This window comes from Streptomyces sp. NPDC079167, assembly GCF_040686735.1.
In the GTDB taxonomy this organism is placed as follows: domain Bacteria; phylum Actinomycetota; class Actinomycetes; order Streptomycetales; family Streptomycetaceae; genus Streptomyces.
Genome location: NZ_JBFBLO010000009.1, coordinates 290,924 through 312,202, shown reverse-complemented (window position 1 = coordinate 312,202; position 21,279 = coordinate 290,924). Strand labels below are relative to the sequence as shown.

Sequence of the window (21,279 nt, the reverse complement as noted above, 5' to 3'; positions counted from 1 at the left end):
CATGCTGCCTTTCGCGTACGGGAGGGACGGGTGGCTGTACGGGGGAAATCGGCGCGGCCACCGCCCCGGAGGGGGCGGCGGCCACGACGGATTCGATCAGTCAGCGGAGCGCCGGTCAGGCGGCCGCCGCACCCGAGGCGTTGCGACGGCGCAGCTTGTACGCGGCGGCGCCCAGGCCACCGAGCATCAGCACCGAACCGGCGGCCAGGCCGCTGCCGGAGAGCGCCATCGCTCCACCGCCGGTGTGGACGCCACCCTCGGGCTTCTCGTGCTTCCAGGTCTGCTCGCTGTCACCGGAGCCGGAGCCGGACTCCTTGTCCTTCTCCCAGTCGTCGGCCGTCAGACCGGCCAGCGCACCGCCACCGGCGTGGACGCCGCCTTCCGGCTTCTCGTGCTTCCACGAGTCCGGCTTCTCACGGTCGTCGTTGCTGCCGGAACCGGACTCCTTGTCCTTGTCCTTCTCCCAGTCGTCCGCCGACACGCCGGCCAGCGCACCGCCACCGGCGTGGACGCCGCCCTCGGGCTTGTCGTGCTTCCACGAGTCGGGCTTCTCGCGGTCGTCGTTGCTGCTGGCGGAGGAACCGCTGTCCTTGTCCCAGTCGTCCGCCGAGGTCACGGCGTATGCGGCGGGAACGGAGACCGCGAGGACCGCCGTGACGGCGGCCGATGCGAACAGGGTGCGGGCAGAGCGCATGGATACACAGTCCTTTCGCCACCCCCGCGCTGGCCGGCTGGTTGTCGGCTCATCGGATTCACGGGTGCGACGTGATCCACCGTCAGCTGAAATTCACGGGCCCACCACTCGGGAAGGCCGCATTCGAGGGAAGCGGTGGGCTCATCGTGTGACAGGGAGCCAGATGTCACCCGTTGGACGGCACGCCACGCCGGGAGGAGGTTTGGGCGGCGACGATCACCGGTGTAGGGGGCTCAGCGGTGCTCGTAGGATCACGGCATGAACGACATACCACCTGCCGGCTGCTGCTCACCCGGCCGTGGAACGACTGACGGCCTGTCCGGGACCGCCCGCCCCGTCCGCCCCGGACGGGACCGGCCCACCCTCGTGGCAACGGCGTCGAAGGAGGTCGCCGACGGGATGGTGCTGCTCCCGGGCGGACCCTTCCTCATGGGCGCCGAGGACCCCGACGGGTTCCGGGCGGACGGTGAGGGCCCGGTCCGCGAGGTGCGGGTGTCCGCCTTCCGCATCGACGCGCACGCGGTCAGCAACGAGCGGTTCGCGGAGTTCGTCTCGGCCACCGGTCACGTCACCGAGGCCGAGCGTTTCGGCTGGTCGTACGTCTTCGCCGGGTTCCTGCCGGCCGCGCTCCGGCGCGGCGCCGGCCGTCCGGAGGGCGCCCCGTGGTGGTGCGGGGTGGAGGGCGTGCGGTGGGACATGCCGGAAGGGCCCGGCAGCGGGATCGAGGACCGCGCGGACCATCCCGTCGTCCATGTCTCCTGGAACGACGCGCGCGCGTACTGCCGTTGGGCGGACGCCCGGCTGCCGACGGAGGCCGAGTGGGAGTACGCGGCACGGGGCGGCCTGGTGCAGGCACGCTTCCCCTGGGGCGACGAGCTGACCCCGGACGGGGAGCACCGCTGCAACGTCTGGCAGGGGCACTTCCCCACGAAGAACACCTCTGAGGACGGCTACGCGGGCACTGCACCGGTCGACGCCTACCAGCCGAACGGATACGGCCTGTACAACATGGCGGGAAACGTCTGGGAGTGGTGCGGGGACTGGTGGAGCACCGACCGCAGGGCGGCCCGCCGGAGCGATCCGCGCGGCCCCGGCACGGGCGACGCCAAGGTGATCCGGGGCGGCTCCTATCTGTGCCACCGCTCGTACTGCAACCGCTACCGAGTGGCGGCGCGCACCCGCAACACGCCGGACAGCACGACGGGGAACCTCGGCTTCCGCTGTGTGCGCGCGGCCTGATCCCGCCGTCGTTGCGGCAACATGAATATTTTTCCGGGTCATTGACCAAAAAATGGCGCGGTCATCATGCTGGGCGCCATGCACTCACAAGGTGGACCTCTCTCGCGGCTGAGGCGCGGGCACGAGGAACGCGTACTCGGTCTGCTGCGTCGTCACGGACCACAGAGCCGGGCGGAGCTCGGACGCCAGGCCGGGCTGTCCCGCACCACGCTGTACGACATAGTCGGGACCCTGGTCGCGAGTGGTGCCGTCGTGGCGGCCGCCGCGGAACCGGGTCCGCGCCGGCGCGGCCGTCCGGTCGAGCACCTCACGCTCAACCCCGCGGCCGGCCAGGCCGTCGGCATCGATTTCGCCCGCCGAGCCGTTCATGTGGCCGCCGCCAACGTGGCTCACGAGGTGATCGGGTCGGCGAGCCGGGCCCATCCTCCCGGGCTCTCCTGGGAGCGACGGGTGGAGCTGGCCGAGCGGCTGGTCTCCTCGCTGGCGGGCGGCACGCTGCGGCTGGCCGCCCTCGGCACGACCGGTGCGGTCGGGGTCGGTGTCGTGGGCCCGGTGCCGACGGCCTCGGGCGCACCCGAGGAACCGCTGGCAAATCTGGCCGGGCTGCTGGGCAAGCGGTTCGGGGCGCCGGTCCTGCTGGACAACAACACCCGGCTCGCGGCCCTCGCGGAGTCCACCTGGGGGGCTGCGGCGGCGAGCCAGGACGTGCTGTATCTGCGGCTGTCGCACGGAGTGGGCGGCGGCCTCGTGGTGAACGGTTCGCTGCACCGGGGCGTGGACGGACTGGCGGGCGAGCTCGGGCACATCACCGCCGATCCCGGAGGCCGGCCGTGCGAGTGCGGGGGCACGGGCTGCCTGGAGACGATCGCCTCGATCGGCCCCGTACTCGCCTCCTTCCGTGCCCTGGGCGGACGTGCGGACGACGTCCCGACCCTGCTGCGAGCGGTCGAGAACGGCGACCGGGCCGCACACGAGGTGCTGCGGACGGCGGGGGCCCGGACCGGTGCGGTGCTCGCGGGGGTCGTCAACGCGGTCGGTCCGGGTGTGATCGTGCTGGGCGGTGAGCTGGCCCGGGCCGGCGAGGCGCTGCTCGCACCCGTGCAGGAGGCGCTCGACGCGCATGTCATGCCGCTGGCCCGCGGGCGCGTCACGCTGCTCCCCGCCGGGCTCGGCGAGGCGGGCGGCGCGCTCGGCGGTGTCGCCCTCGCCCTCCATGAATCCCCTCTGCTCGCCCGCTACCCCGGCCCGGGCGGCGACGACCTTCCCGAGGACGCCACATGAGTTCCACGGAGACACCCCTGAAGCAGGCCGGACCCGTACTGGAGGACGCCGTGCCCACCCGCGTGCGCCGGCGAAAGCGGCCCCCCGTCCCCGCGGTCGTCCTGAACCTGATCGCCCTGGCGGCGGGCATCGGCCTGTGGGCCTGGCTGGCGTCGCTCGGGGTGCAGGCACTCCCGGGGCCCGCCGCCGTGGCCGGCAGGGCGGGCGAGCTGATCGCTGACGGCACGCTGGCGGAGGACTCGCTGGCCAGCCTGCGCCGTGTCCTGAGCGGCTTCGCGCTGGGCACCCTGCTGGCCGTGCCCGTGGGCTTCCTGATGGGCTGGTATCCGGTGGCACGCGGATTGCTGGAACCGTACGTACAGTTCTTCCGCACCGTGCCGCCGCTCGCCATGATCCCGCTGGCCATCGTGCTGCTGGGCATCGGCGAGGTGCCCAAGGTGTTCGTCATCTTCCTGGCGGCGTTCCTGTCGAGCGTCGTCGCGGCCTTCCAGGGCGTCGTGGGGGTCGACAGGACGCTCATCGACGCGGCCCGGGTGCTGGGCGCCCGGGACGGGTCGATCTTCCTGAAGGTGGTCGTCCCCGCCTCTGCTCCGTTCATCCTCGTCGGGATGCGGATCGGCCTCGGATCCGCCTGGGGAACCCTCGTCGCGGCGGAGCTGATCGCCGCCCAGGAGGGCCTCGGCCACCGGATGCAGAACGCCCAGCTCTACTACGACCTCCCCACCATCTTCGTCGGTCTGATCACCATCGGCCTGCTCGGCCTCCTGATGGACCGGCTGCTGATGCTCGCCGAACGTCGCCTCACCCGTTGGCAGGAGACCCGTTGAACGCCAAGATCTCCTTCCGGAACGTCTCCCGGACCTTTCCGCTGAAGAAGACCACCTTCACCGCCCTGGACGAGGTGTCGCTGGACATCGGTGACGAGGAGTTCGTCACCGTCGTCGGCCCGTCCGGGTGCGGCAAGAGCACCCTGCTCAATCTGGCCGCCGGCCTCGCCGTCCCGACCTCGGGCGAGGTCCTCGTCGACGGGCGGCCCGTCGACGGCCCCGGACCGGACCGTGGGGTGATCTTCCAGCAGTACGCGCTCTTCCCCTGGCTGACGGTGCGCGGCAACGTCGAGTTCGGGCTGAAGCTGGCGTCCGTGCCCGCCGCCGAGCGGAAGCCCCGGGCGGAGCGCGCCATCGGGCTGGTCGGTCTCGCCGACTTCGCCGACGCGCTGCCCAGGACGCTGTCGGGCGGGATGAAACAGCGCTGCGCGATCGCCCGTGCCTACGCGGTCGATCCGCAGGTGCTGCTGATGGACGAGCCCTTCGGGGCGCTGGACGCGCTGACCCGGGTCCAGCTTCAGGACCAGCTGCTGGACACCTGGAGCCGGGACAGGCGCACGGTCATGTTCGTCACCCACGACGTGGACGAGGCCGTGTACCTCGCGCGCCGCGTCGTGGTGATGGCAGCGCGGCCGGGCCGGATCCAGTCGGTCATCGATGTGGACCTGCCGTATCCGCGTACCGAAGCCATCCGGCTCTCCCCCGGGTTCGCCCGGATCCGCAATGCCGTGTGGACCTCCGTCTACCACCAGTCCCCGGCCGCCCCGGCCGCCTGATACCTCCCGTCCTCTCCCCTCCGAGCCCCGTAAGGAATCCCTGCGTCATGCGTCTACCTCAACGCGCCCTGACAGCGGCCGCCGCCGTGTCCGCCCTGGCACTCTCCGTCACCGGATGCTCCGGTGACTCGTCGTCCGACGGAGCCACCGTCCGCTTCGGCTACATCAGCGACTACAACGGCGCGAATCTGCTGGCCATCGCGGACGAGCGGGGGCTGTGGAAGGAGGAGGGGCTGAACCCCGATTACAAGACGTTCACCAACGGTCCCCTCCAGATCCAGGCCCTGGGATCGGGCAACCTCGACTTCGGTTACATCGGCCCCGGCGCCATGTGGCTGCCCGCGTCGGGCAAGGCCAAGGTCGTCGCGGTCAACACGCTCGCCCGCGCCGACCGGGTCATAGCCCAGCCCGGCATCACCTCCATCGAGGGCCTCAAAGGCAAGAAGGTCGGTGTGCCCGAGGGCACCTCCGGTGCGATGGCGCTCGATCTCGCCCTGCAGAAGGCCGGCATGTCGGAGAAGGACATCGAGAAGGTTCCGATGGACCCCTCCACGGTCGTCTCGGCGTTCGTATCCGGGCAGATCGACGGGGCCGGCCTCTGGTACCCCCTGATCGACACCATCAAGACGAAGACGCCGAAGCTCAACGAGGTCGCCAGTACGGCGGACTTCGAGGACCGGGCGTTCCCCACGGCCTTCGTGGCGCCGGCCAAGAGCGACGAGAAGCTGAACACGAAGGTCGTCAAGGTCCTCCAGAAGGCCAACGACTGGCGCGCCGCACATCCCGACGAGGCCATCGACGCCGCCGCCTCGCTGCTGAAGACCGACCGCGCCAAGGTGGCGGCGGACGCGGCCAACGTGGAGACGCTGTCGACGGCCGATCTGGTCGCCAGGACCGAGGACGGCACCGTGGACGGCTGGCTGGACGGGCTCGGCGAGTTCTTCGTGGACACCGGCCAACTCGAGAAGGCCACGGCGGCGGGCACGTACTACGAGGGCGACCTCTACACGAAGGCGTACAAGAAGTGAACCTGCTGTTCCTGATGACCGATCAGCACCGGGTCGACACCCTCGGCTGTTACGGCAACCCGCATGTCGCCACCCCCCACCTGGACCGTCTGGCGGCCACCGGCACTCGCTTCGACCGCTTCTACACTCCGACCGCGATCTGCACCCCTGCCCGCGCGAGCCTGCTCACCGGGCAGGCGCCCTTCCGGCACCGGCTGCTCGCCAACTACGAGCGCAACGTGGGCTATCTGGAGGACCTGCGCGAGGACGCCTTCACCTTTCCGGCGGCCCTCGCGGAGCGCGACTACCGGCTGGGGCTCATCGGCAAGTGGCACGGCGGAACCCATCGCAACGCCGCCTCGTACGGTTTCGAGGGCCCGGACCTGCCGGGGTGGCACAACCCCGTCGACCATCCCGACTACCTGGCGTACCTGGAGGAGCGGGGGCTGCCGCCGTACCGCATCTCCGAACCGGTCCGGGGCACGGCCCCGGGCGGAAACCCGGGGAACCTGCTGGCCGCGCGGCTGCACCAGCCGGTGGAGGCGACGTTCGAGCACTACCTCGCCACCCGTGCCATCGAACACCTTGAGCGGTACGCGGCCGGCGAGGAACCGTTCTTCCTCGCTACGCACTTCTTCGGCCCGCATCTGCCCTACCTGCTCCCGGACGCCTACTTCGACCTCTACGATCCGGATCTCGTCGAGCTGCCGCCGTCCATCGCCGAGACCTTCGAGGGCAAGCCACCGGTCCAGCGCAACTACAGCGCGCACTGGGCCTTCGACACCATCCCCATCGAGACGACCCGCAAGCTGATCGCCGTCTACTGGGGCTACGTGACCCTCATCGACGAGCAGATCGGACGCATCCTCACCCGCCTCGACGAGCTGGGGCTCGGCGAGGACACCTCCGTCTTCTTCACCGCGGACCACGGCGAGTTCACCGGCGCCCACCGGCTCCACGACAAGGGCCCGGCGATGTACGAGGACATCTACCGCATCCCCGGCATCATCCGGATCCCCGGCGCCGCCCCTCAGGTCAGGGACGAGCTGGTCAGTCTCACCGACTGCACTGCCACGCTGCTCGAACTCGCGGGCTGCGACCCGTCACCGGCCGTGGACAGCCGCAGCCTGGTCCCGCTGGTCAACGGCGGGGCCCCCGACTGGCCGGGTGAGCTGGTCGCGGAGTTCCACGGCCACCACTTCCCGTACCCGCAGCGGATGATCCGCGACGGCCGATACAAGCTGGTCGTCAATCCGGAGTCGGTCAACGAGCTGTACGACCTGGACGCGGACCCCCACGAGCTCAGCAACCGCTACACGCACCACGAGTTCAGGCCGGTCCGGGCCCGGTTGATGCGGCGGCTGTACGAGCTGCTGCGGGACAGGGGCGACAACTTCTACCACTGGATGACGTCCATGTACGACATCGGCGCCTCCGACCACGACCCGAGTCTGAGCGCCTTCGAGACCGACGACATGACCTGGAGTCCGACGGCGGATCCGGGCGGGGCAGCGGCGGAGACCTCATGAGACACAGGAAGGGCCGTCCGCACCCGCTTCCAGCCATCAGTTCTTGTCGGCAACAGACCCTGAGATACCCGCTGTTGCACATCTCTTGACGCGTCCGTAACCAGGGTGGAGTATCTCGCACAGTCGGAGAGAGCGCTCTCCGGCTGTGCGCGTCGTGTACCCGCCCCACGACTCAGGAGACCCCGTGTACGCACCCTGGAACCTCCACAGACCCGTTTCCCCACCGTCCGGAAGACGCAGCGGCGTGCTTGCCGTCGTCGCCGGCCTCGTCGTCTCGCTCCTGGCCTTCGTCCCCCAGTCCCCCGCGAGCGCCGCACCGTCGCTGCTCTCCCAGGGGAAGACGGTCACCTCGTCCAGCCAGGAGAACGACGGCACCCCCGCCTCCGCCGCGGTGGACGGCAACAACGGAACACGCTGGTCGAGTGCGTTCTCCGACCCCCAGTGGATCAAGGTCGACCTCGGCGCCACCGCCTCGGTCAGCCAGATCGTGCTCCGCTGGGAGGCGGCCTACTCCACCGGCTACCGGATCGAGTTCTCCCCGGACAACAGCAGCTGGAGCACCGCCTACTCCACCACCACCGGCCCCGGCGGCACGGAGACCCTGGACGTCTCCGGCACCGCTCGCTACGTCCGGCTGACCGGCACCGCACGCGCCACCGGATACGGCCACTCCCTCTGGGAGTTCCAGGTGTTCGGCACGACCGGCGGAGGCGACCCGCAGATCCCCGGTGGTGGCGACCTCGGCCCCAACGTGCTGGTCTTCGACCCCTCGACCCCGGACATCCAGGGCAAGGTCGACGCGATCTTCAAGAAGCAGGAATCCGCGCAGTTCGGCACGGGCCGCTACGCGCTGATGTTCAAGCCGGGCACGTACGACGACATCAACGCCCAGATCGGCTTCTACACCTCGATCGCCGGACTCGGACTCAAGCCCGACGACACGACCTTCAACGGCGATGTCACCGTGGACGCGGGCTGGTTCAACGGCAACGCCACCCAGAACTTCTGGCGCTCGGCCGAGAACCTCGCCCTCAACCCCGTGAACGGCACCAACCGGTGGGCCGTCTCCCAGGCCGCCCCCTTCCGCCGCATGCACGTCAAGGGCGGCCTCAACCTCGCACCGAACGGCTACGGCTGGGCGAGCGGCGGCTACATCGCCGACAGCAAGATCGACGGCCAGGTCGGGCCCTACTCGCAGCAGCAGTGGTACACCCGCGACAGCACCATCGGCAGCTGGGGCAACGGCGTCTGGAACATGACGTTCTCCGGCGTCGAGGGCGCCCCCGCCCAGAGCTTCCCCGAGCCGCCCTACACCACCCTGGACACCACCCCCGTATCCCGCGAGAAGCCCTTCCTCTACCTCGACGGCAACGACTACAAAGTCTTCGTCCCCGCCAAGCGCACCAACGCACGCGGGGTCTCGTGGAACGGCACCCCGCAGGGTGAGTCCATCCCGCTCAGCCAGTTCTACGTGGTGAAGCCCGGCGCGACCGCGCAGACCATCAACGCGGCCGTACGCCAGGGGCTGCACCTGCTGTTCACCCCGGGCGTCTACCACGTCGACCAGCCCATCGAGATCGACCGGGCGAACACCGTCGCCCTCGGCCTGGGCCTCGCCACGATCATCCCGGACAACGGAGTGACCGCCATCAAGGTCGGCGACGTCGACGGCGTCAAGCTCGCCGGACTCCTCGTGGACGCCGGGACACAGAACTCCTCGGTGCTCGTACAGGTGGGCCCCGAAGGCGCGTCGGCCGATCACTCGGCCAACCCCACCAGCCTCCAGGACGTGTTCGTCCGGGTCGGCGGCGCGGGCGCCGGCAAGGCCACCACCGCGATGGTGGTCAACAGCGACGACACGATCATCGACCACACCTGGCTCTGGCGCGCGGACCACGGCGACGGGGTCGGCTGGGAGACCAACCGGTCCGACTACGGACTCCGGGTGAACGGTGACGACGTGCTGGCCACCGGGCTGTTCGTCGAGCACTTCAACAAGTACGACGTCCAGTGGTCCGGCGAGAACGGCAGGACGATCTTCTTCCAGAACGAGAAGGCGTACGACGCCCCCAGCCAGGCAGCCATCCAGAACGGCGACATCAAGGGCTACGCCGCCTACAAGGTCGACGACTCCGTCACCACCCACGAGGGCTGGGGCATGGGCAGCTACTGCTACTTCAACGTCGACCCGACCATCCGCCAGCAGCACGGCTTCCAGGCCCCGGTGAAACCCGGAGTCAAATTCCACGACCTGCTCGTCGTCTCCCTCGGCGGCCAGGGACAGTACGACCACGTCATCAACGACACCGGAGCCCCCACCTCCGGTACGTCGACGATCCCCTCCCAGGTGGTGTCCTTTCCCTGAGAAGGGATGAGGTGAGCGGAGTCGGCTCATCACACGCGCGGGGCCCGGCAGTCACTCCCTGCCGGGCCCCGCGTCACGCGCCGAGGAGCCCGGCCAGATACGCCGGCAGTTCCGGCCCGTCCGCCGGGACCGCGCGCAGTCCGAGGTAGCCGTCGGGCCGCACGAGGACCGCCTCGCCGCCCCGCGCGCCGTACGTACGCCGGAACTCGTCGAGGCTGTCGTGGACGGCGGGCAGGCCAGGCGCGGGCGCGCTCACCTCCGGGGCGAGCACCGCGCAGGCGTTCAGCATGCCGTGGGCCGCGTGGACCGCCGCGGCCGCCACCTGGCCGAACGAGGCAAGCTGGTCCTCATGGTCGGCGTAGAGGAGGAGGGTGTGCTCACGCTCCCGCAGCAGGCTGAACAGCCGGACGGGGAAGGTTCCCAGCGCGTACAGGAGGCCGCCGCAGTCCGGCGCCCGGTCGCCCGGTGCCGGGCCGTCGTGTGCGGTGCCGTCCGGTGCCACGATCGCACTGCCCCGGTAGCCGACGAGGAGCTGTGCCTCACGGAGCATCGTCGTCGCGGGGCCGTCCGGGCCGGCCTGGATGCCGCTCCGCGCATGGCGCAGGGTGCGCGCCACCACTTCCTCACCGACCGGCCGGCGTTCGGCGTCATAGCTGTCCAGCAGTCCGGCGCCCGCGTGCCCCCGCACCGCGGCGGCGACCTTCCAGGCCAGGTTGTACGCGTCCTGGATCCCGGTGTTCATCCCCTGGGCGCCCGTCGGCGGGTGGATGTGCGCGGCGTCCCCGGCCACGAAGACCCGCCCCCGGCCGTACCGGTCGACGATGCGGTGGCTGATGCGGAACACCGATGACCAGCGCAGCGAGGAGGCGGTGGTGGGACGGGGCGAGAGCCGGTCGAGCACTGCCTGGATGTGTTCGATCCCGGGCACCGGACCCTGTTCACCGCTCAGGCCGTGTGTGACACCGTCCGCGGTCTGTCGCCCCGCGCGGGACAGTTCGGGCGGGGCGGCCATCGACATCCGGTAGCGGTGGTCGCCGGGCAGCGGGATGCACACGAGGAGGTCGTCCGCATGTCCGTCGACGACGTGCGACGCGCGGAGGCTGTATCCGGCCGGCAGGTCCCAGTCGACCTCGACGTCCCCCAGCATGTACTCCTCGGGAAGGGCGGCGCCCTCGAAGGACAGGCCCAGCCCCTTGCGCACTACGCTGTGGGCGCCGTCGCAGCCCAGGAGGTAGCGGGCGGTCAGTTCCTCGGTGCCTCCCGCCGGCGGGGAGAGGACGACCCGCACCTCGTCGGAGTCCTGCTCGAAGGAGACGAGTCCGGTGCCGCGTTCGACGTCGCCGCCCCTGCGGCGGAGGAGTTCCTCCAGGAGCCGCTCGGTCTCGTACTGCGGGAGGGCGGCGAAGCCGTAGGGCACCTCCGGCGGCAGTTCCAGATCGATGCGCGGTCCTTCCTCACCGTTGACGTGGAGCAGTTGGCCCCTCAGCGGGACGGCTGCCTCCAGGGCCTCACGGACCATCCCCATCCGGTCCCAGATCTCCAGCGTCCGGGGCTGGACGCCCACGGCCCGGGCATAGGGAAGCCGTGCAGGGAGCCGGTCGACGATGCGGCACGACACCTCGCGGCGGCACAGCTCGGACGCGGCTGTCAGGCCTACGGGGCCCGCCCCCGCGACCAGCACATCGATATCGGCCACGGTGCCTCCCAGGGCGAGGTGCGTTCACTCCAATGCAGCACGCCCTGGCCGGTATGTCCATTTGGCGGACCGCGGGGCCGGTGCGGGCACAGCTCAGCCCGCCGCACCGGCCCCGGGGCTCAGCCGACGGTGCAGGCCTCACCGCCCAGCGTGAACGCGTCGGGCTCGGCGCTGCCGCCCGGTGTCGTGCCGGTGAACCCGAAGCCGGCCGAGGAGCCGGGCGCGACCTTGCCGTTCCAGCCGACGTTCGTCACGGTCACCTTCGCCCCGTCCTGCTGGTGGGAGGCGTTCCACATCTGGGTGACCTTCTGGCCGCCCGGGAAGGACCAGCCCAGCCGCCAGCCGTCGTAGGCCGTGCTGCCGGTGTTGGTGACCGTCACCTCGGCCTGGAAGCCGCCGGACCACTGGTTGGTGACCGTGTACGTCACCGCGCAGTCGGCATCCGTCGGCGGATCGGTCGGGTCAGGGTCAGGGTCCGGGTCCGGGTCCGTGCTTCCGCCGCCGGTGTCGGAGGACTCGCCCACCTGGATGCCCCGGCCGTTCGTGGAGACGTACACCCTGCCGTAGACCCGTGGGTCCCCGGTGATGGCCGCGCCGGTCCAGGCCCACTGGTGCGCGTCGTCGTTGATCCGCGTCCAGTTGGCGCCCGCGTCCGTGGAACGGAAGATGCCGCGCACCCCGCCGATCTTCGCGCTGACGAAGACGGTCTGGTACGAGGCCCCGGCTGCCGCCTTGCCGAAGCCGACGCTGTCGGCCTGCTCCACACCGGAGAACTTGGTGAAGCTCGTACCGGAGTCGGTGGAACGCCAGAGCCCGTACGCACCCGTGGCGGCGCCGCCCGCGAGCCAGATGTCGCCCTCCGCGCCGGGGAGCGCCTTGAAGCGGATGTTGCCCTCGGCCGGGAGGCCGGTCGCCTTCGCGGTGAACGTGGCACCGCCGTCGGTCGACACGTAGAAGGTGCCGGACTTGAATCCGTAGAACTTCTCCGGGTTCTCGCGGTCCGACTCGACCGTCGCCCCCGCCGGGATGCCCGTCGAGGCCGTCCAGGAGGTGCCGTAACCGGTGGTGTGATGGACGGCCGCGCCGTCCGGGCTCCAGACGAATCCGCTGCCGTCCGCCGCGGCGGCGACCGTGCCTCCGCCCGTGACACCGGAGGGCTCGGAACCCTGGAACCAGTTGGCACCGTTGTCGGTGGAGAAGCCGATGTGCGGAGCGGCGTCGGCGTTGCCGACCCGGACGACCGTGCCGGGGGACTTCTCCGCGAAGTCCAGGCTGGTGGTCGAGTCCAGGTTCGGCGAGGTGAACATCATGGCGGGCACCGCGTCGAGATCGGTGTGCCGGAAACCCCCGATGTCACCGAGCGCGCTCAGCAGCGGCGCGCCGGAGGGCGGGCTGGCCAGGTCGTTGACGGCCGTCTCCTCCAGCCCCTTCACCATCGGCGTGATCGTGAACCGGCTCCCGGAGTCCCAGGACGTGAGGTCCTCGGTGCCGTAGACAGTGGCACCCGTGCCGTACATCATCCGGTCCGAGTCGAAGGGGTCGATCTCCAGGGACTCGGTCATCCAGCCCAGTTTGGGCGCGGTCTCCGGCGGTGAGGGGTTCGCGCCCCAGCTGAGCCAGGGCACCGAGGAGACGTCCAGCGTGTACCGGTTCGAACGGTTGGGGTAGCTGGTGTAGTCCCATGCCTGTGTCCACGTCGCGCCGCTGTCCGTGGAACGGAAGATCTGGGTGTCCGGCCACCACGAGCTGTAGGCGGTCGCCATCAGGGTGCCGGGCTTCTGCCGGTCGACGGAGATGCCGCTGAAGCCGTAGTAGGTGTCGGCCTCGGCGACGGGGCTGACGTCCGTCCAGGCGCCGGACTCCGTGTCGTACCGCCAGATCCGCCCCTTGCCGCCGTCGTACGGTCCACCCGTGTCACTCAGCGTCAGATAGAGGTAGCCGGTCGTGGAGTCGAGGACGCCCTTGTGCGCGAGGTATCCGGTCGGCTGGCCGGCGATCCTGGACCAGGTGGCACCACCGTCCGTGGAGCGGTAGACGGTGTTCTCCTTGTCGGCGACCCCCACGTAGATGTCCTGGGTGGCGCTGCCCGCGCTGCCGGAGCGTTCGTCGAAGGTCACCCACACGATGCCCTGGTTGTCGTTGCCGTAGCCGCTGGTGTCCGTCGGGTCCTGCGCGTAGTTGCCGGGGTTCGGGAAGGCGGTCACCTCGGACCAGGTGACGCCCGAGTCGGTGGACCGCCAGAGCCCGTTGCCGCTGGGGGCGCCGAGGTACAGCACGGAGTTCTTGTTCGGGTCGACCGCGAGCCGCTCCCCCATTCCGCGGCCCGGCATGTTGCCTCCGAGCTTGAAGGGCAGCGTGGCCGCCTTCCAGGAGGCGCCGCGGTCCGAGGAGCGCAGGACCGCGCCGTTCGTGGGATCCCAGTCGTTGGTGTACGTGCCCACGGCTGCGTACACGTTGTCGGGCTCGGCCGCGTCGGAGGCGAGGCTCACCACCCCGGACCAGCCCCACCGGTCCCAGTCCACCCAGTCCAGCAGCGGTGTCCACTGCTTGCCCGTCTGGTCCCAGCGGTAGGCGCCACCGATGTCGGTGCGCGCGTAGGCGAGGTTCTTCTCGGACCGGTTGAAGACGATGCCCGGCACGAATCCGCCGCCGTCGATACGCGCGTTCTTCCATGTGTACGTGTCCGCGGCGACGGACACATCGGATGCTTCGGCTGCGGCGGGCCCTTCGTCCGAGCGTGCCACGGCCGGGGTTCCGGTGACCGATAACCCGGCGGTGAGGGCAAGTGCCGCCAGTAGGGCGGCGATTGGTCTGGCGCTCAAGCGCACGGAAACGTCCTCTCCGAGCTGGACCGCCGCTCAGCGGCGGTACGGGACTGACACAGAGATGGGAGCGCTCCCATAGCTTCCCGATGGTAGCGCCACGCGTCGCCCTGGAGAAGGGTGGTGCGGACGTTTCATCGGATGAATCTGACCCACCCCGCCTGACCGGCCGCAGAAGCAACCGCACCTCAACCTCGGCGTCCAGGAAAGGCGGCACACCTTCTCCACACATCCGGAGGTCGCGTGACACCGTGAACACTCGAAAGCAGAAAACACTCCATAAACGCGCCGGTCATTCATGCGCCGGGCACAGAAAAAAGAGAGCCGTGTTCACCTTTCACAATGGCGTGAATACCGATACCTCCCGAACTCCGCGCGGCCACACTTGTCACCGGCACTCGGAATCGAAAGGGCCCCCGGAGCGAAGAAACCTGCACACGGCGTGCGCACACCGATCACGCGACCTGGCACGGAATGCCAGGTCCAGGGGGGTCCAGGGGGTGATTCAGGCGGGAGTGTCCCACTTGGGGAGCATGGAGCCGTGGCGTCACGGAATTCATCCGGTGAAGCTCGTGAAGGATTCGCCGCCAAGGAATGAACACTTCTGCACGTAAGTCGGTTCCAGCGGGCCGATAACCACAGATCCGCCGCAGTTCGATTGGCTGTACGAGGCGCGGGCGTGCTTTGATCCTGGCCCATACGGAGGCCGCACCACGGGTTTCCGTATATAGGCAATTTCCATACGAAGGGCAGCGCTCATCATGAACTACACCCCCCAGGTCGAGACCGCCGAGATCTCCGACAGCGACCTCGACAACGTCTCGGGCGGCCTCGTCGGCGGCCTGCTCGGCAACGTCACGGGCACCGTTGAGGGCATCGTCCCGGTCGCCGGCGTCGTCGGCTCGGTCACCGGTCTCGTCGAGTCCGCCACCGGCGTGAACACGGGCGCGGTCACCGGCCTGGCCACCGGCCTCACCGCCGGTCTCTGAGACACGGCAGTACCCCGCCGAGCCCCGGAACCCGTCGGTTCCGGGGCTCGGTGCCGACCGCTGACAGGTGAGGGAAGAGTTCCGTGCAGTTCCGCCAACAGGCCCTTTCCAAGCTGCAGTCACCCGAACAGCTCGATCTTCCGGTGCGCTTCGCCCGCCCACAGGGCCTGCTCGTCCTCTGCGTCACCGTCGCCGTGATGGCGGCCGCCTGCTTCTGGGCAGTGACGGGCTCGGTCGCCAGCACCCTCGACGCCCCCGGCATCCTCACGCACTCCCGCGGCAGTTACATCCTGCAGAGCCCCGTCGCCGGCCAGATCACCGAGGTGCTCGCCGAGGAGGGCGAGACCCTGCCCCGGAACTCCCCCCTGCTCAAGGTCCGTACGCCGCAGGGTGAACGCGTCGTCCGCACGATCGACGCGGGCCGGCTCACCTCGGTGACCGCCACCATCGGCGCCGTGGTCACCACCGGCGCGGACGTGGCGAGCGTCGAACGGATCGACGGCGAGGACGACCCGCTGGTCGTCCTGCTCTACGTGTCCGGCAGCAGCGCCGCCTCGGTCCCGGTGGGCGCCTCCGTCGACCTCACCGTCCAGTCCGTGCCCGCCCAGCAGTACGGGGTGCTGCGCGGAAAGGTGGCCGCGGTCGGCAGGGCCCCGCAGACACAGCAGCAGATCACCCGCTTCCTCGGCGACGCCCAGCTCGGCGAGCAGTTCTCCCGGCACGGCAGGCCGTTGGCGGTCCTGGTGAGGATCGAGCCCTCGGACACCACGAAGTCCGGCTACCGGTGGTCCTCGGCCGACGGCCCCCCGTACGCGATCGGCTCCATGACCCTGGCCACCGGCTCCGTCCGTCTCGCCGACCAGCGCCCGATCGATTGGCTGCTCCCGTGACCGCACCGCATCCGTCCCCCACCGCCCAGCAGCTGCCACCGCCCGGCCGGGGCAGGCACCGCCCGGAGGGGCCCCCGGGCGGCAGGCGGCGGCCACGTACGGCGCCGAAGCCCGGGCGGACGAAGACGGTGCACACCCCCACCGTGCTTCAGATGGAGGCACTGGAGTGCGGTGCGGCCTCGCTCGCGATGGTGCTCGCCCACTACGGCCGCCATGTGCCGCTGGAGGAGCTGCGGATCGCCTGCGGCGTCTCGCGTGACGGCTCGCGCGCCAGCAACGTGCTCAAGGCTGCCCGGAGTTACGGTCTCCAGGCCAAGGGCATGCAGATGGAGCCCGCGGCCCTCGCGGAGGTCCGGGCGCCCGCCATCCTGTTCTGGGAGTTCAACCACTACGTCGTGTACGACGGCGTGGGGCGCCGTCTCGGACGGCGGGGCGTGTACATCAACGACCCCGACAAGGGGCGCCGGTTCGTCCCCGCCGAGGATTTCGACACCAGCTTCACCGGGGTCGTCCTGGTCCTCGAACCCGGCGATGACTTCGAGCGCGGCGGACGGAAGCCCGGTGTCATGGCCGCACTGCCGGCCAGGCTGCGCGGCACCACGGGCACGATGCTGGTCGCCCTGCTCGCCAGCCTGCTGCTGGTGGCGGTCGGGGCGACGCTCCCGGCCCTGAGCCGTACCTATATCGACATGTTCATGATTGGTGAGCAGACCTCGTTGCTGGGCGTGCTGTTCGCCGCGATGGGCACCATGGTCGCCCTCACCGTCGTACTCACCTGGCTGCAACAGGCGAATCTGCTGCGTGGGCGCGTCATCGCGTCCACGCTCGGCAGCGCGCGCTTCTTCCGGCATCTGCTCCGGCTGCCCGTCACCTTCTTCTCACAGCGCAGCCCGGCCGACCTCGTCCAGCGTCTCCAGTCGAACGACGCGGTGGCCGAGACCCTCGCCCGCGACCTCACCGCGGCGGGCGTGGACGGCATCGTCGTCCTCCTCTACGCGTTCCTGCTCTGGACCTACGACCCCCAGCTCACCGTGATCGGGGTGGGGATCGCTCTGCTCAACGTGGTCGCCATGCGCATCGTCGTACGGATGCGGGCCGTCGGGACCCAGAAGCTGCGGGCCGACAGCGCGCGTCTCACGAACACCTCGTACACGGGCCTCCAGCTGATCGAGACGATGAAGGCCACGGGGGGTGAGAGCGGGTACTTCCGCCGGTGGGCCGGGCAGCACGCGACGACGCTGGAGGAGCAGCAGCGCCTCGGGGTGCCGAGCGCCTGGCTGGGCATCGTCGCCCCCGCGCTCGCGACGCTCAACAGCGCGCTGATCCTGTGGATCGGCGGACTGCGGGCCGTCGAGGGGCACATCTCGATCGGTCTGCTGGTCGCCTTCCAGGCTCTGGTGACCCGCTTCACCGCGCCGGTCACCCGGCTCAACGGGGTGGCGGGCAGGGTCCAGGACTTCGCGGCAGACGTGGCGCGGCTCAAGGACGTCGAGAACTTCCCCGTCGATCCGCTGTACTCCCGCCGTGAGCCGGCCGCGAGCACCCGCCGCCTGAAGGGCCACGTGACGCTGGAGGACATCACCTTCGGCTACAGCCCGCTCGACAAGCCGCTGCTCACCGGCTTCTCGCTCTCCGTGGGCCCCGGGCAGCAGGTGGCGCTCGTCGGCGGTTCGGGCAGCGGCAAGTCGACGGTCTCGCGGCTCATCTCAGGTCTGTACAGCCCCTGGGAGGGCACGATCCGCATCGACGGGCAGCGTCTGGAGGACATACCCCGGGGCGCACTGGCCGCGTCCGTGTCCTTCGTCGACCAGGACGTCTTCCTCTTCGAGGGGACGGTCAGGGACAACGTGGCGCTGTGGGATCCCTCGGTCCCGGACGAGGCGGTGTCCGAAGCCCTCCGGGACGCCGCCCTGTACGACGTCGTGGCCCGCCGCCCCCGTGGCATCCACAGCCGGGTGGAGCAGGACGGCCGGAACTTCTCCGGCGGGCAGCGTCAGCGCCTGGAGATCGCCCGGGCACTCGTGCGCCGCCCCAGCATCCTGGTCCTGGACGAGGTCACCAGCGCGCTGGACGCCGAGACGGAGCGGGTCATCATCGACAACCTTCGGCGGCGCGGCTGTGCCTGCGTCGTCATCGCGCACCGGCTCAGCACCGTCCGCGACAGCGACGAGATCGTGGTCCTGGACCACGGGACCGTCGTGGAGCGCGGCCGGCACGAGAACCTGGTGGCCGCCGGTGGCCCGTACGCCGATCTGGTCAGGGAGCACTGACGTGGCATCCGTACATCCTCTCGCCGGCGCGGAGGCTTCCGGGCAGGACCCGGTGATCGGCGCGCTGGGTGCTCTCGGTGAGCCGGTGGACTGCGCCGGGCTGCGGAGTCTGTCGCTGGAAGGCCCCCAGGTGCTGTGGCTCGTCGTGGGCGGTTCCCTCGACCTGTTCGCCGTGGACGCGGTGGAGCAGGGTCACTGGCACTTCCTGGGCCGGCTGGAACCGGGAACGCTCGTGCTGGGCCCGGTCGAGGGCCCGCAGCACACCCTGGTCGGGCGGCCGCTCCAGGAGTGCGTGCTGCGCCGCATCCCGCTGCGTGAGCTGTACCGGCCGGAGTACGCGGACCAGGGGGCGTACGAGGCTCGGTACCGCAGCCGTTACGACACCGGGGACGCCACGCTGAGCCTGCTGGAGCACGCCTTCTCGCTCGGCGTTGGACGGGGCCGGCGGGTGCTGTTCGAGGCCCCGCTGGACGGGCGGACCACCTTCGACGAGGAGGCGGGCGACGAGGACATCCTGTGGCTTCCGGTGTCGCCCGGCAGTGTGCAGTACGGCGCCGCGTTCAGCGCCGAGGCGTCGGGCGACCTGCTCGTCGACCCGGTGATGTGGCAGGGCATGGTCAATCAGCAGTACCGTCTGCTGTCGGCACTGGACCGCTGGATCGAACAGCTGGAGCGCGCGCACGAGGACCGGACCGCGGCGGGCATGAAGGCGGGCGAGGCCGTCCGCAAGGAGGCCGACCAGGCGCTGCTGACGTCGATCGGCCGGTCCCGGAGGGGCTCCTCGCCCGCGACGGGGGCCTCGGACGACGCGGTGTACGCGGCCTGCCGCCTGGTGGCGCGGGACTCCGGGATCGTCCTCGGTGAGCCCGCGACGGGCGGGGCGGTGAGCGACCGGATCGACCCGGTGGAGCGGGTCGCGGTCGCCTCGCGCGTCCGCACGAGGGCGGTGCGGCTCGACGGACGCTGGTGGCGGGAGAACTCCGGTCCGCTGGTGGGCCGGCGGGCCGCGTCCGGAGCACCGGTCGCCCTGCTCTGGCGCCGTGGCCGCTACGAGGCGGTCAACCCGCTGACGGGGCGGCGCAGCCGTGTCGACAAGTCCTCCGCGCAGGAGTTCGACGAGCGGGCCGTGATGTTCTACCGGCCGCTGCCGGAGCAGCCCTTGAACAAGAGGCAGCTGCTGCGCTTCGGCCTGTTCGGCACCCGGGGTGACCTGCGGAGACTGGTGCTGGCGGGGCTGGTGACGGTGGCGCTGGGCGCTCTGGTGCCGATCGCGACCGGCAAGGTGCTCGGCGTGTACGTGCCCAACGCCCAGAACGCCCTCATCGTGCAGGTGTCACTGGCCGTCATCATCTCCGCTGTGGTCTCGGCGGCCTTCATGCTGCTGCAGAACCTCACGATCCTGCGGATGGAGGGGCGGATCGAGAGCACGCTCCAGCCCGCGGTCTGGGACCGGCTGCTGCGGCTGCCGACGAGGTTCTTCACCGAGCGCTCCACGGGCGAACTGGCGAGCGCGGCGATGGGGGTGAGCTCGATCCGCAGGGTGCTGTCCGGCACCGGTCCGGTCGTGGTGCAGGCGGGCACGCTCGGGGCGATGAATCTGGGTCTGCTGCTCTGGTTCAGTGTGCCGCTGGCGCTCACGGCCGTCGCGATGCTGGTGGTCATCGCCGGGGTGTTCCTCACCATGGGCATGTGGGAGCTGCGTTGGCAGCGCCGTCTGGTCGTGCTGGGCAACAAGCTCAACAACCAGGCGTTCCAGACGCTGCGGGGGCTGCCCAAGCTGCGGGTCGCGGCGGCGGAGAGCTTCGCGTACGGGGCGTGGGCCGCGGAGTTCGCCCGCAGCCGCGAGCTGCAGAAGCGTGCGGGCCGGATCAAGAACATGACGACCGTCCTGAACGCGGTCTATCTGCCGCTGTGTTCGCTGGTCGTCTTCGTCCTGCTGGCGGGCCCGGCACGCGGATCCCTCACGGCCGCCGAGTTCCTGACCTTCAACACGTCCGTGACGATGCTGCTGACGGCCGTCACCCAGCTGACCGGGGCGTTCGTGTCCGCCGCCGCCGTGCTGCCGATGTTCGAGCAGATCAAGCCGGTGCTGGACGAGGCACCCGAGGTACGCGGCGCCAGCACCCAGCCGGGCGAGCTGTCCGGGGAGATCGAGGCCAGGGGTGTGTCCTTCCGCTACTCCGCCGACGGCCCCGTCGTCCTCGACGACGTGTCGCTGACCGTGCGCCCGGGCGAGTTCGTCGCGGTCGTCGGCCCCAGCGGGTGCGGCAAGTCGACCCTGCTGAGGCTGCTCATCGGCTTCGACAAGCCGGTCTCCGGCAGTGTCCTGTACGACGGCCAGGACCTGACGGCGCTCGATCAGGCGGCGGTGCGCCGTCAGTGCGGGGTCGTCCTGCAGAACGCCCAGCCGCTGTCCGGGTCGATCCTGGACTGCATCTGCGGCGCCGAGGTCTTCACCCAGGAGGAGGCGTGGGAGGCCGCGGCGATGGCGGGGCTGGCCGAGGACATCAAGCGGATGCCGATGGGGCTGCAGACGATGATCTCCGGCGGAGGCTCGATCTCCGGGGGGCAGCGCCAGCGGCTGATGATCGCCCAGGCGCTCGTCCGGCGCCCCCGCATCCTCTTCTTCGACGAGGCGACCAGCGCGCTGGACAACGAGACCCAGCGGACCGTCATCGAGAGCACCCGGTCCCTGCGGGCCACCCGTGTGGTGATCGCGCACCGGCTGTCCACGGTCATGGACGCCGACCGGGTGATCGTCATGGCGGACGGCCGTGTCGTCCAGGAGGGGCCGCCCGCCGAGCTCCTCGCGGACACGGCCGGGCAGCTCCACGAACTGGTGCGGCGCCAGATGAGCTGAGGGCTGTCGACCCGCCGGCTCGTTCCGGCGGAAC

The 21,279-nt window shown here is 70.4% G+C and carries 14 protein-coding genes; 11 read left to right on the top strand and 3 right to left on the bottom strand.

Annotation, left to right across the window (positions count from 1 at the left end):
- Positions 1-115: 115 nt before the first annotated feature.
- Entirely contained in the window at positions 116-694 is a 579-nt protein-coding gene (locus AB0P41_RS21105; protein WP_365933449.1) for a hypothetical protein, read from the bottom strand.
- 399 nt (positions 695-1,093) lie between these two features.
- On the opposite strand from AB0P41_RS21105, the gene AB0P41_RS21100 reads away from it, so the two are divergent.
- The 7 genes from AB0P41_RS21100 to AB0P41_RS21070 all read left to right on the top strand — a co-directional run bounded on the left by AB0P41_RS21100 (position 1,094) and on the right by AB0P41_RS21070 (position 9,718).
- On the top strand, positions 1,094-1,933 hold the full coding sequence (locus AB0P41_RS21100; protein WP_365933509.1) for a formylglycine-generating enzyme family protein: 840 nt from the start codon (positions 1,094-1,096) through the stop codon (positions 1,931-1,933).
- 66 nt (positions 1,934-1,999) lie between these two features.
- Positions 2,000-3,214: an ROK family protein gene (locus tag AB0P41_RS21095; RefSeq protein WP_365933447.1), complete on the top strand. Its 1,215-nt coding sequence runs from the start codon at positions 2,000-2,002 to the stop codon at positions 3,212-3,214.
- Positions 3,211-4,041, top strand: coding sequence for an ABC transporter permease (locus AB0P41_RS21090; RefSeq protein WP_365933445.1), 831 nt, complete (start codon positions 3,211-3,213; stop codon positions 4,039-4,041). The genes AB0P41_RS21095 and AB0P41_RS21090 overlap by 4 nt, the downstream gene beginning before the upstream one ends.
- On the top strand, positions 4,038-4,817 hold the full coding sequence (locus AB0P41_RS21085; RefSeq protein ID WP_365933444.1) for an ABC transporter ATP-binding protein: 780 nt from the start codon (positions 4,038-4,040) through the stop codon (positions 4,815-4,817). The genes AB0P41_RS21090 and AB0P41_RS21085 overlap by 4 nt, the downstream gene beginning before the upstream one ends.
- 47 nt (positions 4,818-4,864) lie before the next feature.
- Entirely contained in the window at positions 4,865-5,845 is a 981-nt protein-coding gene (locus AB0P41_RS21080; protein WP_365933443.1) for an aliphatic sulfonate ABC transporter substrate-binding protein, read from the top strand.
- Entirely contained in the window at positions 5,842-7,353 is a 1,512-nt protein-coding gene (locus AB0P41_RS21075; protein WP_365933441.1) for a sulfatase-like hydrolase/transferase, read from the top strand. Before AB0P41_RS21080 ends, AB0P41_RS21075 begins: the two co-directional genes overlap by 4 nt.
- Before the next feature lie 244 nt (positions 7,354-7,597).
- Positions 7,598-9,718 carry a discoidin domain-containing protein gene (locus tag AB0P41_RS21070; protein WP_365933439.1) on the top strand — a complete coding sequence of 707 codons (2,121 nt, stop codon included), beginning with the start codon at positions 7,598-7,600 and terminating at the stop codon, positions 9,716-9,718.
- Between the two features lie 73 nt (positions 9,719-9,791).
- Here the strand turns inward: AB0P41_RS21070 and AB0P41_RS21065 are convergent, their stop codons facing one another.
- Both AB0P41_RS21065 and AB0P41_RS21060 read right to left on the bottom strand, forming a co-directional pair.
- A complete protein-coding gene (locus AB0P41_RS21065; RefSeq protein WP_365933438.1) occupies positions 9,792-11,414 on the bottom strand; it encodes an FAD-dependent monooxygenase in 1,623 nt (540 codons plus the stop codon).
- Positions 11,415-11,533: 119 nt separating this feature from the next.
- Positions 11,534-14,242 carry a cellulose binding domain-containing protein gene (locus AB0P41_RS21060; protein WP_365933436.1) on the bottom strand — a complete coding sequence of 903 codons (2,709 nt, stop codon included), beginning with the start codon at positions 14,240-14,242 and terminating at the stop codon, positions 11,534-11,536.
- A gap of 755 nt (positions 14,243-14,997) precedes the next feature.
- Here AB0P41_RS21060 and AB0P41_RS21055 point away from each other — a divergent pair.
- The 4 genes from AB0P41_RS21055 (at position 14,998) to AB0P41_RS21040 (ending at position 21,245) form a co-directional block, all read left to right on the top strand.
- The gene (locus AB0P41_RS21055) at positions 14,998-15,225 is read left to right on the top strand and encodes a type A2 lantipeptide (RefSeq protein ID WP_356714145.1); all 228 of its coding nucleotides are present in this window, start codon (positions 14,998-15,000) and stop codon (positions 15,223-15,225) included.
- Positions 15,226-15,308: 83 nt separating this feature from the next.
- The gene (locus AB0P41_RS21050; protein ID WP_356714144.1) at positions 15,309-16,115 is read left to right on the top strand and encodes an HlyD family efflux transporter periplasmic adaptor subunit; all 807 of its coding nucleotides are present in this window, start codon (positions 15,309-15,311) and stop codon (positions 16,113-16,115) included.
- Entirely contained in the window at positions 16,112-18,385 is a 2,274-nt protein-coding gene (locus AB0P41_RS21045; RefSeq protein ID WP_356714143.1) for an NHLP family bacteriocin export ABC transporter peptidase/permease/ATPase subunit, read from the top strand. The genes AB0P41_RS21050 and AB0P41_RS21045 overlap by 4 nt, the downstream gene beginning before the upstream one ends.
- 1 nt (position 18,386) lies before the next feature.
- The gene (locus AB0P41_RS21040) at positions 18,387-21,245 is read left to right on the top strand and encodes an NHLP bacteriocin export ABC transporter permease/ATPase subunit (protein WP_365933434.1); all 2,859 of its coding nucleotides are present in this window, start codon (positions 18,387-18,389) and stop codon (positions 21,243-21,245) included.
- Positions 21,246-21,279 lie beyond the last annotated feature (34 nt).